We start from the raw sequence: 14,769 nt of genomic DNA on the forward strand, positions 1-14,769 counted from the left end.
CTTGCGCAATGCCCGGATGGGCAAGGCACGGCGAGCCCCGGGTGTTCTGCATAGATTCACAACTTTATCCACAGCCCGTGTGGACAACTGAGCATGCCCGTCCTGCGCGTCGCCCTTGACCTCCCTTTGCACCGCCTGTTCGACTACGTCGATGCCGACGCGTCGACGGCGGATGTGGGGTATCGCGTGCGCGTCCCCTTCGGGCGCGGCGAGCGAATCGGCATCATCGTTGAAGTGGGCGAGACGAGCGACTGGCCGCTCGATCAGTTGAAGCCGGCCCTCGCCGTCCTGCGCGATCTGCCGCCCTTGCCGCCGGCCTTCTTCCGCCTCTGTGACTTTGCCAGCACCTACTATCAGGCGCCCTTGGGCGAAGTGCTGCTGCAAGCCCTGCCGGGCGGCCTGAAGCGCGTTGCGCCACCGGAGCGCCGCGCCGGACGCAAGACCAAGCCGCCCAAATTTCACCCGCCACCGGCGTTGACCGCCGAGCAGCACGCCGCCGTTGAAGCGGTGCACCCGGAAAACGGGTTTGCCGTGCATTTGCTGCATGGCGTGACCGGCAGCGGCAAGACCGAGGTCTATCTGCATCTGATTGCGCGCCAGTTGGCCGCCGGCCGGCAGACCTTGCTGCTGGTGCCGGAAATCAACCTGACGCCGCAACTCGAAGCGCGTGTGCGGGCCCGCTTTCCCGAAACCGAGGTGGTGTCGCTGCACAGCGAGCTCGCCGAAGCGGCGCGCGAGCGCCATTGGCGCGCTGCCTTCGAAGGGGCCGCACGCATCGTGCTCGGCACGCGCCTGGCCGTGTTCTCGCCCATGCCCGACCTCGGCCTGATCATCCTCGATGAGGAGCACGACCCGTCTTTCAAGCAGCAGGACGGCATGCGTTATTCGGCCCGTGATGTGGCGGTGGTGCGTGCTCATCAGGCCGCGGTGCCGGTGCTGCTCGGCTCGGCCACGCCCTCGCTGGAAAGCTGGGCCAACGCGCAGAGCGGGCGCTATCGGCTGCAAACCCTGTACCAGCGCGCCAATCCGGCGGCCACGCTGCCCACTGTCCGCCTGCTCGACACGCGCAAGCTGCCCTTGCAGGAAGGGGTGAGCAGTCATCTGGTGGCCGCCATTCAGGCGCGCCTTGAGCGCGGCGAGCAGAGCCTCGTTTTCCTGAACCGTCGCGGCTACGCGCCCGTGCTGGCCTGCGCTGCCTGCGGCTGGATTTCCCGCTGCAAGCGCTGCGCAGCCAACATGGTGCTGCACCTCGCCGACCGCCGCCTGCGCTGCCACCACTGCGGCTTCGAACACCGCGTACCGCACGCCTGTCCGACCTGCGGCAATCAGGACATTCACCCCTACGGACGCGGCACACAGCGCCTGGAGGCCTGGGTTCAGCAGCAATTCCCCGAGGCCCGCGTCCTGCGCGTGGACCGCGATGCCGTAAAGAGCCGCAAGCAATGGGAAGCCGTGCTCGAACGCATCCACGGCGGCGAGGCCGATATCCTGGTCGGCACCCAGATGCTCGCCAAAGGCCATGATTTCCCGAAACTCACCCTGGTCGGCGTGCTGGGGGCGGATTCTGCGCTGTTTGCCGCCGACTGGCGGGCCCCGGAGCGCCTGTTTGCCCAGCTCATGCAGGTAGCGGGCCGGGCCGGGCGCGCCGAATTGAAGGGCGAGGTGATCATCCAGACGCAGTATCCGGATCACCCCTTGTTCAGCGCCCTGGTTCAGCACGACTATCCGGGCTTTGCCCAGGGCCAGCTCGCCGAACGCGAATCTGCCGGCTTCCCGCCTTACGCTTTCCAGGCCATGCTGCGCGCTGAAGCGCCCGAAATGGCCGAAGCCATCGAATTCCTCAAAACCGCCGCGGCCTTGCCGGTGATCGGCGAACATCCGGATGTGCTGATCTACGACCCGGTCCCCATGCGCATGGCCCGCCTGGCCAACCTGGAACGCGGCCAACTCCTCGCCGAATCCGCCGCCCGCCCGGCCCTGCAAGCCTTCCTGCCCGCGTGGCGCGAGGCGCTGGAAGGCATCAAGACGTCGTCACGTTTGAGGTGGCATCTGGAAGTGGATCCGCTGGAGTTTTAAGCGGCACGGGCCGGAAAACGCCCCAAGCGCAACCCAATCCCGGCACGTCCCTTGCAGTGATCTCTGCCCAATCCCTTAAAGGAGGCAGACATGCAGATCCAGACATCGACCGTGCACTTGAGCGCCAGCCGGGTGCAGGAGACCAGTTATTCGCTGGAAATCGAGACCCAGGGCGGCTTTCGGGCGGTTTCGGCGGGGGTGGAGGCGCGAGATAAGGCGGTGCGGGTGGCCGAGGAGCGGGAGCGTGTGGGGCGTTTGTTGGGGCAGTTGGTCAGCGCCATCCTCGCCGCCATTGAAGGCAAGACTTGCCGGCCGGCATCGGGAGAACAGGCCTGCGCCCTTGCCGACGGTCGACCGTCGGCAGGCGGCAAAAATGAATCAGCGGGAGCCACGGAGGCGGGCGGGGGGCAGTTCGACTGGTCCTGCCGGGTCACCGAGCGCTGGCAGGAAAGCGAGCAGACCTGTGTGCAGGGGCGGGGGCAGGTGACGACCACGGACGGTCGTTGTCTGGATTTTTCGTTCTCGACCGCCTTTTCACGCGAAGAGGTGCGTGTCAGCAGCCTGCTCGAAAGTGGCAGCATCGTGCTGAAAGATCCGCTGATGCTCGGTTTTGACGGCAAGGCGGTTGAATTGAGCGGGCGCCGCATCGATTTCGATCTGGATGCCGACGGGCAGGTGGAAAGCATTCCGACCGCAGGCGAGGGCTGCGGTTTCCTGGTCTTCGACCGTAACGGCAACGGGCGGGCCGATGATGGCGCGGAGTTGTTCGGGACCCAGAGCGGTAACGGCTTTGCTGATCTGGCGGCGCTCGACGGCGATGGCAATGGCTGGGTCGATGCCGGTGATGCCGACTTCGCCAAGCTCGGCGTGTGGGGCGAGGCCGGTTTTCAGACGCTGGCCCAGCGCGGCGTGGGCGCGCTCTACACGGCGGCGGTCGACGCCCCGTTTACGCTCAAAACCCGGGATGCCACGCCGGCCTTGCTGGGGCAGATCCGCGCAGCCGGGGTGTATTTGATGGAAAGTGGCCAGGTCGGTCGCCTGCATCAGGTCGACCTGGCCACGCAGCCGGCCTCAGTCGCGCCGGCTGAACAGGAGCCAGACCAGCGACAGGGCCTGACCCACGGCGAGGCTGGCAAAGGCGATGCGGTAGGCCCCACCGGCTGATTGCCCGCCGGCCTGCAGGGCATCGACCAGGATGCCGAAGCCCCACTGCAGGCCGAATGCACCGGCAAACACCAAAAGGTTGTAGGCGGTGTTGGCACGCCCCGAGAGCTGCGCGGGGAAGGCTTGCGCCACCAGCGAGTAGGAAATGTTGGAGAGTGAGAAGCAGGCCCCCAGCACCGGCCAGAGCAGGCTGCCCTGCCAGCTCGGTTCGAGCGTGATGATGACGAACACGGCCAAGGCAAGGACCATCGCGCCGAAATACACCTGGCTGAGCTGAATCCCGCGCCGGACAAGGGCGGTGGCGAAGAAGCCCATGAACAGGAAGCCGGCGAGCATGGCGCCGCTGATCCACGTGAGGCGGATGGCGATATCGGCGCGGCTCATGGCTTCCAGCTCGATCATCCAGCGCGAGGCCCAGAGACCCTGCACGGCCATGAAGCCGCCGGTGAACCAGAAGCCCATCGGGCCGTAGCGCCAGAAGTGGCGGCTGGCGAAAATGCTGCGCACCCCGGCGAGTTGTTCGCTGAAGCCGCCGGCCACGGTGGCACCTGGTTTGTCCGGGACCGAACGCCAGAGGATGGCGGCGACGATCAGGGTGAGTAGCGCCAGGGCGAGCACGATCTCGCGCCAGCCGGCGAAGCCCAGCGCCAGTTCCAGCGGCTTCGAGGCGGCCAGTGCGCCGAGGCCACCCGAGGCCATGACCCAGCCGGTGAGGGAGGCCTGGCGTTCCGGCGGGAACCATTGCGAAAAGGCCTTGAAGGAGGCCATCAGACAAGCCGAGACGCCAAGCCCGATGAGGGCGCGCCCGGTGGCCAGGCCACCCAGGCCGTCCGCCATGGCAAAGACGGCAGCCCCGGCGGCGGCAATGGCAAGCAGACCGGCTTCGACCCGGCGCGGGCCAAAGCGGTCGAGCAACATGCCGAGCGGCAGCTGCGCAGCCCCGAAAGCGAGGAAGTAGGTGCTGGTCAGGAGGCCCAGCGCGGTGTCGGCCAATCCGAGCTCACGCCCGATGACGGGCCCGAGGACGGCATTGACCGTCCGGTAGAGGTAAGAGAGGAAATAGCCGGCGGCAAAGGGCAGGAAAAGCCGTATCCACAGACGGCGTTCGTCGAATTGGGTCATGCGTTCTCCGGTTTCACGTGAAACCCCGGTTGCTGGGGCGGGGTCTCGCTCGGGTGCTGGCGTAGCCAGCTCAGGCGCTGCAGCAGCTTGCCACGCCAGTTCTCGGCAATGCCCGGCGTCTCCGCCAGGGCCTGCAGATCGGCGACCGGCGGCCGGTGCATCTGACAGAGGAACTGTGCTTCGCCAAGATTGATCGTCCCCGGGGTGTCGAGGCTCAGACCGTCCCCGGCACATGCGGTTCCCGGCGTCAGGACACGCCAGTACCAGCCGGTCAGGCGTTCATGGGCGATGAATTCGGCCATGCCGTCGGCAGCCATGCGCTCGTCGATCTTCCAGCACGGACTGCGCGGCTGGCAAACCTGCAGGCGGGCCGTGCCGAGGCGCCAGATATCGCCGATGCGGACTGCGTGCTCGTCCAATTCGGCAGTCGAGATGTTTTCCCCCAGGCTGCCGGGGACAAGTTGTGACGCCGCCTCAGGAAAACGCTCGGCCAGGCGGGCGTAATGTGCCGCCGGATAAAGATGGAGCGCCTTGTCCGGGCCGCCATGCACGCGGCGGTCGGCTTGATGATCGCCGACGATACCTTCAGGACCGATCTCGATGCGGCCATCGACCGGCTGCTTGTACATGCCGGTGGGGCGCCCGGACTCGGGGAGCGGGCGGATACCACCCAGAAAGAGCTTGATCTGTGTCATGGCACAGGATTGTCGCACTAAACCGGTGCGTTTTAATCCCAGAGCCAGGCTGCACCGCGAACGCCGGAGGCGTCGCCATGCACGGGCGGCAGGATGCGGGTTTGAAATTGGTCGGTAAACACATGTGGACCGCAGGCCGCCGGCAGAGTGCGGTAGAGGCGTTCGATGCGCGAGAGCCCGCCGCCGAGCACGATGACATCCGGGTCGAGGAGGTTGATCACGCTGGCCAGCGCGTGCCCCAGGCGGGCTTCGTAAGTCTGGAACACCGCTGCGGCCAGCGGATCGCCCGCATCGGCCGCCTGGGCGATCTCGGTCGGGGCCAGCGTCTGGCCGCTCGCATGCGTGTAGTCGCGGCTCAGGGCCGGACCGCTGAGATAGGTTTCGATGCAGCCCTGACGGCCACAGTAACAGGGCGGCAAGGGCAGATCGTCGGCAGTGGGCGCGGGCAGGGGATTGTGGCCCCATTCACCGGCAATGGCGCTGGCCCCGGTCAAGACCTGACCGCCGATGACAATGCCGCCGCCGACGCCGGTTCCGAGGATGACGCCGAACACGACATGCGCGTCCTTGCCGGCGCCATCGACAGCCTCGGAGAGCGCGAAACAGTTGGCGTCATTGGCCAGACGTACGGGGCGCTGGAGCAGGGCTTGCAGATCGCGGCGCAGGGGTTTGCCGATCAGGCAGGTTGAATTGGCATTCTTGATCAGGCCGCTGGCCGGGGATTCGGCACCGGGAATGCCGATGCCGACACTGCCGCGCTGGCCCAGCGCGTTTTCGGCGGCTTCGACCAGCCCGGCGATGGCCATCACCGTCCCCATGTAGTCGCCCTGCGGTGTGGCAATGCGCTGGCGAAAACAGGGGACGCCCGCCGCGTCGAGGGCGAGCAGTTCGATCTTGGTGCCGCCGAGGTCGATCCCGATGCGCATCAGACGCGGACGGCGATGCCCTTCACGTTGCCGTAGGTCGTCGTCATGGTGCGCAGGACGCTGGCGCCGGATTGCAGCAGGAGCATGAAAAGGTCGCGCTCCGAGTAGAGGCAGACTTCATCGTGGATGTTGTACTTTTTGACCAGCGCCGGCGAGACCGGGCACAGGCGCTGGTCCAGCGGCTGGTCAATGTCGGCATAGCCTTCGGCAAATTCAGAATAGATGCCGAGCAGGGAGAGATACAGCTTGCCGCCAATGCGCAGCCGGCTGAGCAATTCGCGGATCACCTGCTTGGCGTCGCCATAGCCCATGTTACTGATACCCCGGCGTACCACGATGATATCGAAGGGTTGGCCGGGGAGTTGCTCCGGCAAATCCTGCAGCGAACCCGTGGCGAAGCTGATCTGGTCACCCAGCCCGCTGGCCAGGATACGTCCTTGCACGTCTGCTTTTTTGGCGGGCAGATCCAGCGCCGTGACCTGAGCGCCGAGCGTGGCAAAGCGCCCGCACATGGCGAGGTGTCCGGCTGGATACACCATGGCAGCAACCCGATGGTCGATGCGTTGCCGCTTGATGCACTCCTCGAAGGCAAAACGCTCGATATCGTCCGACGCAGCGGTGTTCCAGGGATTGGCGTTAATATTTGTCTCCATCTCATCTCCCTTTTCGGTCCATTCTGCCCGAAGGGGGGAGTGCCTGACAACCTGCCCCCTGGAGGACTGCCTCATGCTGGTCACCTTCGTCTCGAGCGAGACCGGAGAAGTTTTGATGTTTGCCGAAACGGCGAAGACCTTGCTCGATCTGATCGGCAAGGAGACCACCCGGCGCGGGACCTTTACCCCGGCCGAAATGCTGCCGGCGGCTGGCAAACTGCGTGAGGCCGTGCGCGAAGCCTTGGCCAATGCGCCGGTGGAAGACGAAGAAGAGGAAGAGAAAAACCGGAAGAAGCCGCTACCGGTCGGCTTGCATCAGCGGGCCTGGCCGCTGATCGACATGCTGGAGCGTACGGCCAAAAGCGGCCCGGATGCCTATGTGATGTGGGAAGCCAAGGCCGATTTCTGACGGCCTCGGCCAAGCGACGGGCTGTCTCGCTCAGAAGAGCTCGATGTCGTCGCTCTTGTCCTTCATTTCCGCCATGAAGTGATCGACGGCTTCCTGCACCGGCATGCCGTTCATCACCGCCTCGAACATGGCGATTTCTTCGCGCGTGGTGTACTTGGCGCGAATGCGGTCCTGCAGCCCGACCCATTCGCCCGGGTTGAACAGGCGTCGACCGTCGGAAACCAGCTCGCTCAGATCGCCCAGGCTGATGCCGACGTGGGCCAGGCGCTGCACCAGCTTGTCGTAGAACTGAAAGGCGATGATGGCCTGATGCATCATGCCGGAGACTTGCGAGGAAATGCCGCCGAGCTCCTGGCGGGCTGCGCCCACGACGCCATCCTGCGGCAGGGCATCGACAATGCCGGAGATGCGCTGCATGTGGTCGGCCATGCTCGTGAAAGAGTTGGTCAGGACATCGACCGAGGCATTGGAGTCCTTCATGGCGGCTTCGATCTGGACAGCGGCCAGTTCGAGCATGAGGACGGTTTCGCGAACCTGGCTCCAGTTCAGGTCAGGCATGTGTGCGGAGGTGCCGCGCGGTGCATTTTCGGTCATGGTTTTAGTGCTCCCCGTTGGTCGCCCGAATATAGCGCAACTCAGGCGCCGCGTTCCAGCACGACGTAATACTTGCGCACGGCTTCGAGCACGGCAAAGGTGCCGGTAAAGCCGGCCGGAATGATGCAGGCTTCGCCCGGGCCGAATTCATGGGCTTCACCGCTGCTGCTCGTGATCCGGATGCGCCCTTCGATGACGGAGAAGAATTCGTCCTTGCCGTCGGCAAAGGCGATCTGCCAGGCGCCCGGTTCGCAGCACCAGATTCCGGCCGAGAGATCGCCCCGGCTGCTCAGGAAATGCTCGAACGTCGTTCGTTGCGGGTTGCCCTCGACCAGACGATCCGGGCGCGGGCGGTCAAAGACCGGAGAAGGCGATTGCTGGGCAAAGACGGTCAGGCGGGGCATGGCGCAGGGAAATCGGGAACAGTGAGGCGCGTATCTTAATTTCCCCGGATAATCCGCGCATGGCTTTCCTGCGATTTTTGACCTGTTTTTGTCTGTTGACCGCCGCCCATGCCGCGCCCATCGTCGCGGTGGATGTCGGCCATGGCGTGAAGGACAGCGGCGCGACCAGTGCCCGCGGCCGGAGTGAATACAGTTTCAACCTTGAGTTTGCCGGCGTGCTGGCCCACACCCTGCGTGAAAAAGCGCTGGCGGTGCGTGAGGTGAATTTCGACGGCCAGATCGGCAGCCTGGTGGCGCGTCCGCTGGCCGCGAAGGGGGCGGACTTCTTCGTCTCCGTACATCACGATTCGATCAGTGAAGCCTGGCTCAAATCCTGGGATTGGGATGGGGCCGAACAGACCTACACCGATGTGAAGCGGGGTTTTGGGATTTTCGTCTCGGCGGACAATCCGGACCTGGAAACCAGCGTGCGCTGCGCGCGCAGTGTCGGCGCCTTGCTGCGGCGGGCCGGCTTCGAGGCGAGCGGCTGGCACGCGCGCAAACACGTGCCGGTCGATGCCGAGAACGGCGTCTGGTATTACGACAACCTCGTGGTGTTGCGCCGGACGACCTTGCCGGCTTTCCTGTTCGAGGCCGGGGTGATCAAGCATCGGGAAGAAGAACTGGCGCTGGCCGATCCGGCCTATCAGGCACAGATGGCCGACCGGATCGCCAGCGGCCTGGCGGCCTGTCTGTCGATCAAGTCGCCGCTCAGATAAAAATCGGTTCCGGGGTCAGGTCGACCGCAAAGCGGGCACGGACATCGGCCTGCACGGCAGCCATCGTGCGCCGGACGTCGGCAGCGGTGGCGCCGCCCCGATTGACGAGCACCAACGCCTGCTTTTCATACATACCGACCGGCCCTAGATCGCGCCCTTTCCAGCCGGCCTGCTCGATTAGCCAGCCGGCGGCGAGCTTGACCCGTCCATCCGGTTGCGGATAGCAGGGCAGGGTGGGGTGATCGGCCTTCAGGCGGGCGGCCTGCTCGGGCGGCACGATGGGGTTGTGGAAAAAACTCCCGGCGTTCGGTACCTGCGCCGGATCCGGCAACTTGCGCTGGCGGATGGCGATGACGGCCTGGGCCACATCCTGCGCGCTGGGCACCGTGATCTCGCGCTGGGCCAGTTCCTGCGCCACATCGGCGTAGCGGAGATTGGCCTGCCACGCCTTGGGCAGGCGAAAGACAACACGGGTGATGGCAACACGGCCATCGAGATGCCAGCCTGACTGCTTGAAGAGGCTGTCGCGGTAGGCGAAGCGGGCGGCCTGACGGTCGACGGTGAAAAAAGCCTGTTTTTCAAAATCCCAGGCCGTGACGTCGTGCAGGCAATCCCCCACTTCCAGCCCGTAGGCACCAATGTTCTGGACCGGGGCGGCGCCGACCGTGCCGGGAATCAGGGAGAGGTTTTCCAGGCCCGGCCAGCCTTGGGCCAGCGTCCATTGCACGAAGTCGTGCCAGTTTTCGCCGGCCCCGGCGGCGACATACCAGGCCGCTTCGTCCTCGCCGATCAGGGCGCGGCCGGGAATCGCCATGTGCAGGACCAGACGGTCAATCTCGGGCGAGAGCACGACATTGCTGCCGCCGCCCAGAACGAATCGCGCGGTGTCGCGCAAGCCGGGGTCTGCCAGTTGCTCGGGGGCGGTGATTTTCAGATAGCGCTCTGCCATGGCGGGCAGAGCGAGGGTGTTGCAGGTGAGCAGGGCAGTGGGTGAAGGCATGGTGTCAGTAATCGGTGCCGACCAGGAGATCCTGGATCAGGACATCCTGGACCTGCAGACGTTCGGGCAGGCGTGTGTTCAGGGCTTCAAGCAGGCGGTCGCGCACGCTGCCGAGCGGCGGCCGCTGGTCATTCTGGTAAAGCTCGGCAAAGGTCGCATTCACGACATGCTCGAGTTCCGGCTGGCGTTGCCGCAACGCTTTCTCCTGGGCCGGATCGATGACCAGACTGAGCCGGCTGGTGATCATCCGGTGACTGCCTGCCGTGGTGCGCGTGGTGACCGGCAGATAGACCTCGGTGACCTCGGGCTGGCTGGCGTAATACTGGTAGCCCAGCAGCGCGATCGCGGTCAGGCCAAGCAGGCCAAACACCAGCCAGAAGCGCTTGAGCCAGACGCGCTCGCTGGCCCCCTGCCGGCTGTTGCTCGAAGGGTGTTTGAGATGGGTGCGGGGCGTGTGCTTGGGGCGCGGCAGCATGACAACCGAAATCCGGATGCGGGAGCGCACATCTTAGCGAAGCACCGGGGAGGTCGTCATCCTCCCCGGCGTGCCGCTTACAGCAGGGGGGCCAGCCAGCGGCCAGCCTCCTGGGCGCTCATGCCTTTACGGGCGGCCCAGTTGTCCAGCTGATCGCGATCGATCTTCGGGATGGCGAAGTACTTGGCACCCGGGTGACCGATGTAGAAGCCGGAAACGGCGGCCGCCGGCGTCATGGCGCAGGACTCGGTCAGGCCCATGCCGATGGCCGGGGCGTCGAGCAGGGCAAACAGTTCGCGCTTGGCGGTGTGATCCGGGCAGGCCGCATAGCCGGGCGCCGGGCGGATGCCGGTGTATTGCTCGGCGATCAAGGCCTCGTTGTCCAGCGCTTCGCTGGCGGCATAGCCCCAGAGCTCGGTACGCACCTTCATGTGCAACCATTCGGCCGCGGCTTCGGCCAGGCGGTCGGCCAGGGCCTTGAGCATGATGCCGGCGTAGTCGTCGTGGGCGGCTTCGAACTCGGCCAGCTTGGCCTCGATGCCCAGGCCGGCGGTGACGGCGAAGGCGCCGGCGTAATCCTGTTCGCCCACGTAATCAGCCAGTGCCATGTTGAAGCGGCCTTGCGGCTGCTTGTGCTGCTGGCGCAGGCCGACCCAGCGGGAGGCTTCGGTCTGGCGGCTGTCGTCGGTGTAGAACACGATGTCTTCGTGTTCGCCGCGGGCGGCGTAGAGGCCGAACACGGCGCGGGCGGTCAACCAGTTTTCAGCCACGATTTTGCCGAGCATGGCTTGCGCGTCGGCAAAGAGCTGACGCGCGGTTTCGCCCACCACGTCGTTGTTCAGGATGGCCGGATAGCGGCCGGCCAGATCCCAGGTCTGGAAGAAGGGCGACCAGTCGATGAAGGGGACGAGATCGGCGAGCGGGATGTCCAGTGTTTGGCGGCCGAGCTGGGCGGGTTTGACCGGCGCGTAGGCCTCGTTCCACGTGAAACGATTGGCGCGGGCTTCCGCCAGGGAGACCATCGTCGGCCCCTTGCGACCGGCGTGCTCGACGCGCACGGCTTCGTATTCGCTGGCAATGTCGGCGACGTAGCCGGCTTTTTGTTCGGCGGAGAGCAGCTTGGTGGCGACACCGACGGCGCGCGAGGCATCCGGCACGTAAACCACCGGGCTTTCCGTATTGGTGGCGATCTTGATCGCGGTGTGGGCGCGGCTGGTCGTTGCGCCGCCGATCAGCAGCGGCTGCTGCAGGCCGAGGCGCTGCATTTCGCTGGCGACGTGGGCCATTTCCTCGAGCGACGGGGTGATCAGGCCGGACAGACCGATGATGTCGACCTGATGCTCCTGAGCGGCCTTGAGAATGTTGTCGCAGGGGACCATCACGCCGAGGTCGATCACGTCGTAGCCGTTACAGCCGAGCACGACGCCGACGATGTTCTTGCCGATGTCGTGCACATCGCCCTTGACGGTGGCCATCAGGATCTTGCCCTTGGAGCCGATGCCGGAACGGGCCTTTTCGGCCTCGATGTAGGGCACCAGATGGGCCACGGCCTGCTTCATGACGCGGGCCGATTTGACGACCTGGGGCAGGAACATCTTGCCGGCGCCAAAGAGGTCGCCAACATGGTTCATGCCGTTCATCAGCGGGCCTTCGATGACGGCGAGCGGCGGCTTGCCTTCGGCTTCGAGCTGGGCGCGGACTTCTTCGGTATCGGCCACGACGAAATCGGTGATGCCCTTGATCAGCGCGTATTCAAGACGCTTCTCGACGGGCTGTTCGCGCCAGGACAGGTCGGGGCCGCTGTCCTTGGCCTTGCCTTCCTTCACGGTCTGGGCAAATTCGACCAGCGCATCGCCGGCACCGGCGTGCTTGTTGAGGACCACATCCTCGACCTTCTCGCGCAGGGCCGGTTCGAGATCGTCGTACACGCCGAGCATGCCGGCATTGACGATGCCCATGGTCATGCCGTTCTGGATGGCGTGGTAGAGGAAGACGGTGTGGATCGCCTCGCGCACCGGGTCGTTGCCGCGGAAGCTGAAGGAGACGTTGGAAACGCCGCCGGAAATGTGCGCGTGCGGCAGGTTGTCCTTGATCCAGCGGACCGACTGGATGAAATCGACCGCGTAGTTGTCGTGCTCGGGAATGCCGGTGGCGATGGCGAAGATGTTCGGGTCGAAGATGATGTCTTCGGCCGGGAAGCCCATGCCGGTCAGCAGTTCGTAAGCGCGGCCGCAGATTTCGATCTTGCGTGCGTAGGTGTCGGCCTGGCCTTTTTCGTCAAAGGCCATGACGATCACGGCGGCGCCGTAACGGCGGGCGAGTTTGGCCTGTTCGAGGAACTTGGCTTCGCCTTCCTTCATCGAGATGGAATTGACGATGCCCTTGCCCTGGATGCACTTCAAGCCGGCTTCGATGACTTCCCACTTGGAGGAGTCGATCATGATCGGCACGCGGGAAATATCCGGCTCGGAGGCGATCAGCTTCAGGAACTTGTCCATGGCGGCGATCGAGTCGAGCATCGCCTCGTCCATGTTGATGTCGATCACCTGGGCGCCGTTTTCCACCTGCTGGCGGGCAACGGCCAGCGCGTCGTCGAAGCGGCCTTCGAGGATCATGCGGGCAAAGGCGCGCGAGCCGGTGACGTTGGTGCGCTCGCCAACGTTCACGTACAGCGAGCCCGGCGTGACATTGAACGGCTCCAGGCCGGAGAGGCGCAGGGCCGGGGTGATTTCGGGCACCCGGCGCGGGTTGACCGTCGCCACGCGTTCGGCGATGGCGCGGATGTGGTCAGGCGAAGTACCGCAGCAGCCGCCGACGATATTGACGATGCCGGCCTTGGCCCAGCTTTCGATTTCGTCGGCCAGCATGGCCGGGGTTTCGTCATAGCCGCCAAAGGCGTTCGGCAGACCGGCGTTCGGATGGGCCGAAACGAAGCAGTCGCAGACGCGGGAGAGTTCCTCGACGTACTGGCGCAGTTCCTGTGCGCCGAGCGCGCAGTTGAGGCCGAAGGAGAGCGGCTGCACGTGGCGCAGCGAGTTCCAGAAGGCTTCGGCGGTCTGGCCGGAGAGCGTGCGGCCGGACGCATCGGTGATGGTGCCGGAGATCATGACCGGCCAGCGGCGGCCGGCCTGATCGAAAAACTGCTCGATGGCGAAGAGGGCCGCCTTGGCGTTCAGCGTGTCGAAGACGGTTTCGACGAGCAGGATGTCGGCGCCGCCATCGACGAGACCGCGGATGGCTTCGAGATAGTCGGTGACCAGCGCGTCGAAGGTGACGTTGCGGTAGCCGGGGTCATTCACATCCGGCGAGATCGAGGCGGTGCGGCTGGTCGGGCCGAGGACGCCGGCAACGAAGCGCGGCTTGGCCGGGTTGGCGGCAGTGAATTCGTCGCACAGGGCGCGGGCGAGGGCGGCGCCTTCCTTGTTCAGCTCGTAGACGATGGCTTCAAGCTTGTAGTCGGCCTGGGAGACGGCGGTCGAGTTGAAGGTGCAGGTTTCGAGAATGTCGGCACCGGCTTCGAGGTACTCGTGGTGAATCCCGCCAATCACGTCGGGGCGGGTCAGGACCAGCAGGTCGTTGTTGCCCTTCAGATCATGCGGATGATCGGCGAAGCGCGTGCCGCGGTAGTCGGCTTCCTGCAAGCCATGACGCTGGATCATCGTCCCCATGGCGCCGTCGAGAACGAGCAGGCGCTGGGCAAGCAGGGATTGAAGTTCGGCGGTCTTGTCGGACATTCGGCGATCAGGTTGCATGGCGAAAACCTCGGCTGGGCAAAGTGCCGGAGACGCCGCAAACAAAAACGGCGTCGCAAACCGGCAGGGGTATCAGGGTTTGCGAGCGCCGTTGATCGTTGCCGAGCCTGGCCCCGGAATTGGGTCGCAGCGCTCCTCGGCAGAGGCCGCTAGTTTACAGGGGGGCGGCAAGACTGCCAAGACCCTTGATTTAATTAGCCTTTCGTCGCAACCCGACGGGATGTTTTCTTGACCGCGCCATGGCCGGTGTCGAAATGCACCATGAAGTAGGTTTCATCGAGCGGATTGCTGCCCTCGATACGCCATTCCCAGATTTCCTCGCGCAGATTGTCGAAGACAACCTTGCTGCCCGGCGCACCGAGGATGCGCCGCACGTCGTCCTTGGAGAGGCCGTCGCGGATACGGGCATAGTTCTGTTCGTTGAGCGCCTGTTCGAGCTTGCTGACGATCTGGTCCTGGCCGAAGGTGATCATGTAGCAATGGCTGCCATTGGGCTGGCGGGCATATTCCCAGGTGGCCGTGCCGTCGTCGTTCCAATGCACGAAGCCGGGCTCACCCATGCGGGCGCGGATTTCTGCCTGGGTGGTGAGCCCCACCTTGATCTCCTTCATGTTCACGTAGTCACAGGCCGGCAGGAGTGCGGCGCTGAGCGCAGCGGTGGCGGTGGTGATCCAGGCAGGCAGTTTCATGTTGGCTCCGGGGATAGGTGCGCAGAGTTTATGCCGATCTGACGATGGGTTG

Annotated in this window: 14 protein-coding genes and 1 riboswitch; of the genes, 4 read left to right on the top strand and 10 right to left on the bottom strand. The window is 65.0% G+C overall.

What is annotated here, in order from left to right; all coding sequences use genetic code 11:
* Positions 1–93 precede the first annotated feature (93 nt).
* Positions 94–2,076 (top strand): primosomal protein N', encoded by a 1,983-nt coding sequence (locus tag AACO21_RS01690; protein WP_346190742.1) that lies wholly within the window; start codon positions 94–96, stop codon positions 2,074–2,076.
* Between the two features lie 90 nt (positions 2,077–2,166).
* A complete protein-coding gene (locus tag AACO21_RS01695) occupies positions 2,167–3,240 on the top strand; it encodes a hypothetical protein (protein ID WP_346190743.1) in 1,074 nt (357 codons plus the stop codon).
* On the opposite strand, the gene AACO21_RS01700 is transcribed toward AACO21_RS01695, so the two are convergent.
* Genes AACO21_RS01700 through AACO21_RS01715 form a run of 4 tightly spaced genes read right to left on the bottom strand, consistent with a single transcriptional unit; the run spans position 3,148 to position 6,636 of the window.
* The gene (locus tag AACO21_RS01700; protein WP_346190744.1) at positions 3,148–4,362 is read right to left on the bottom strand and encodes an MFS transporter; all 1,215 of its coding nucleotides are present in this window, start codon (positions 4,360–4,362) and stop codon (positions 3,148–3,150) included. The two genes, AACO21_RS01695 and AACO21_RS01700, sit on opposite strands and share 93 nt — an antisense overlap.
* The gene (locus AACO21_RS01705; protein ID WP_346190745.1) at positions 4,359–5,057 is read right to left on the bottom strand and encodes an MOSC domain-containing protein; all 699 of its coding nucleotides are present in this window, start codon (positions 5,055–5,057) and stop codon (positions 4,359–4,361) included. Before AACO21_RS01705 ends, AACO21_RS01700 begins: the two co-directional genes overlap by 4 nt.
* Before the next feature lie 32 nt (positions 5,058–5,089).
* Positions 5,090–5,983 (bottom strand): ROK family protein, encoded by an 894-nt coding sequence (locus AACO21_RS01710; RefSeq protein WP_346190746.1) that lies wholly within the window; start codon positions 5,981–5,983, stop codon positions 5,090–5,092.
* Positions 5,983–6,636 (bottom strand): class I SAM-dependent methyltransferase, encoded by a 654-nt coding sequence (locus tag AACO21_RS01715; protein ID WP_346190747.1) that lies wholly within the window; start codon positions 6,634–6,636, stop codon positions 5,983–5,985. Before AACO21_RS01715 ends, AACO21_RS01710 begins: the two co-directional genes overlap by 1 nt.
* Positions 6,637–6,709: 73 nt before the next feature.
* On the opposite strand from AACO21_RS01715, the gene AACO21_RS01720 reads away from it, so the two are divergent.
* Positions 6,710–7,045, top strand: coding sequence for a DUF1840 domain-containing protein (locus AACO21_RS01720; RefSeq protein ID WP_346190748.1), 336 nt, complete (start codon positions 6,710–6,712; stop codon positions 7,043–7,045).
* Between the two features lie 30 nt (positions 7,046–7,075).
* On the opposite strand, the gene AACO21_RS01725 is transcribed toward AACO21_RS01720, so the two are convergent.
* Both AACO21_RS01725 and AACO21_RS01730 read right to left on the bottom strand, forming a co-directional pair.
* Positions 7,076–7,639, bottom strand: coding sequence for a hypothetical protein (locus tag AACO21_RS01725; protein ID WP_346190749.1), 564 nt, complete (start codon positions 7,637–7,639; stop codon positions 7,076–7,078).
* A 41-nt stretch (positions 7,640–7,680) separates the two neighbouring features.
* Positions 7,681–8,043 (bottom strand): cupin domain-containing protein, encoded by a 363-nt coding sequence (locus AACO21_RS01730; protein ID WP_346190750.1) that lies wholly within the window; start codon positions 8,041–8,043, stop codon positions 7,681–7,683.
* A gap of 59 nt (positions 8,044–8,102) precedes the next feature.
* On the opposite strand from AACO21_RS01730, the gene AACO21_RS01735 reads away from it, so the two are divergent.
* Complete coding sequence (locus tag AACO21_RS01735; protein ID WP_346190751.1) at positions 8,103–8,801, top strand: N-acetylmuramoyl-L-alanine amidase; 699 nt, start codon at positions 8,103–8,105, stop codon at positions 8,799–8,801.
* Here AACO21_RS01735 and murB read toward each other — a convergent pair.
* From murB to AACO21_RS01755, 4 genes are all read right to left on the bottom strand, one after another.
* Positions 8,794–9,801, bottom strand: a complete 1,008-nt coding sequence (murB, locus tag AACO21_RS01740; protein WP_346190752.1) for a UDP-N-acetylmuramate dehydrogenase — start codon at positions 9,799–9,801, stop codon at positions 8,794–8,796. The genes AACO21_RS01735 and murB overlap by 8 nt on opposite strands.
* 4 nt (positions 9,802–9,805) lie before the next feature.
* Positions 9,806–10,276, bottom strand: coding sequence for a flagellar basal body-associated FliL family protein (locus tag AACO21_RS01745; RefSeq protein ID WP_346190753.1), 471 nt, complete (start codon positions 10,274–10,276; stop codon positions 9,806–9,808).
* A gap of 77 nt (positions 10,277–10,353) precedes the next feature.
* Positions 10,354–14,010 carry a methionine synthase gene (gene metH, locus AACO21_RS01750; protein WP_346190754.1) on the bottom strand — a complete coding sequence of 1,219 codons (3,657 nt, stop codon included), beginning with the start codon at positions 14,008–14,010 and terminating at the stop codon, positions 10,354–10,356.
* A 94-nt stretch (positions 14,011–14,104) separates the two neighbouring features.
* A riboswitch (S-adenosyl-L-homocysteine riboswitch) is annotated at positions 14,105–14,172 on the bottom strand.
* Between the two features lie 50 nt (positions 14,173–14,222).
* The gene (locus AACO21_RS01755; RefSeq protein WP_346190755.1) at positions 14,223–14,717 is read right to left on the bottom strand and encodes a hypothetical protein; all 495 of its coding nucleotides are present in this window, start codon (positions 14,715–14,717) and stop codon (positions 14,223–14,225) included.
* Between the last annotated feature and the right edge of the window lie 52 nt (positions 14,718–14,769).

Origin of the sequence: Dechloromonas sp. ZS-1 (assembly GCF_039649255.1) — a bacterium.
GTDB lineage: Bacteria > Pseudomonadota > Gammaproteobacteria > Burkholderiales > Rhodocyclaceae > Azonexus.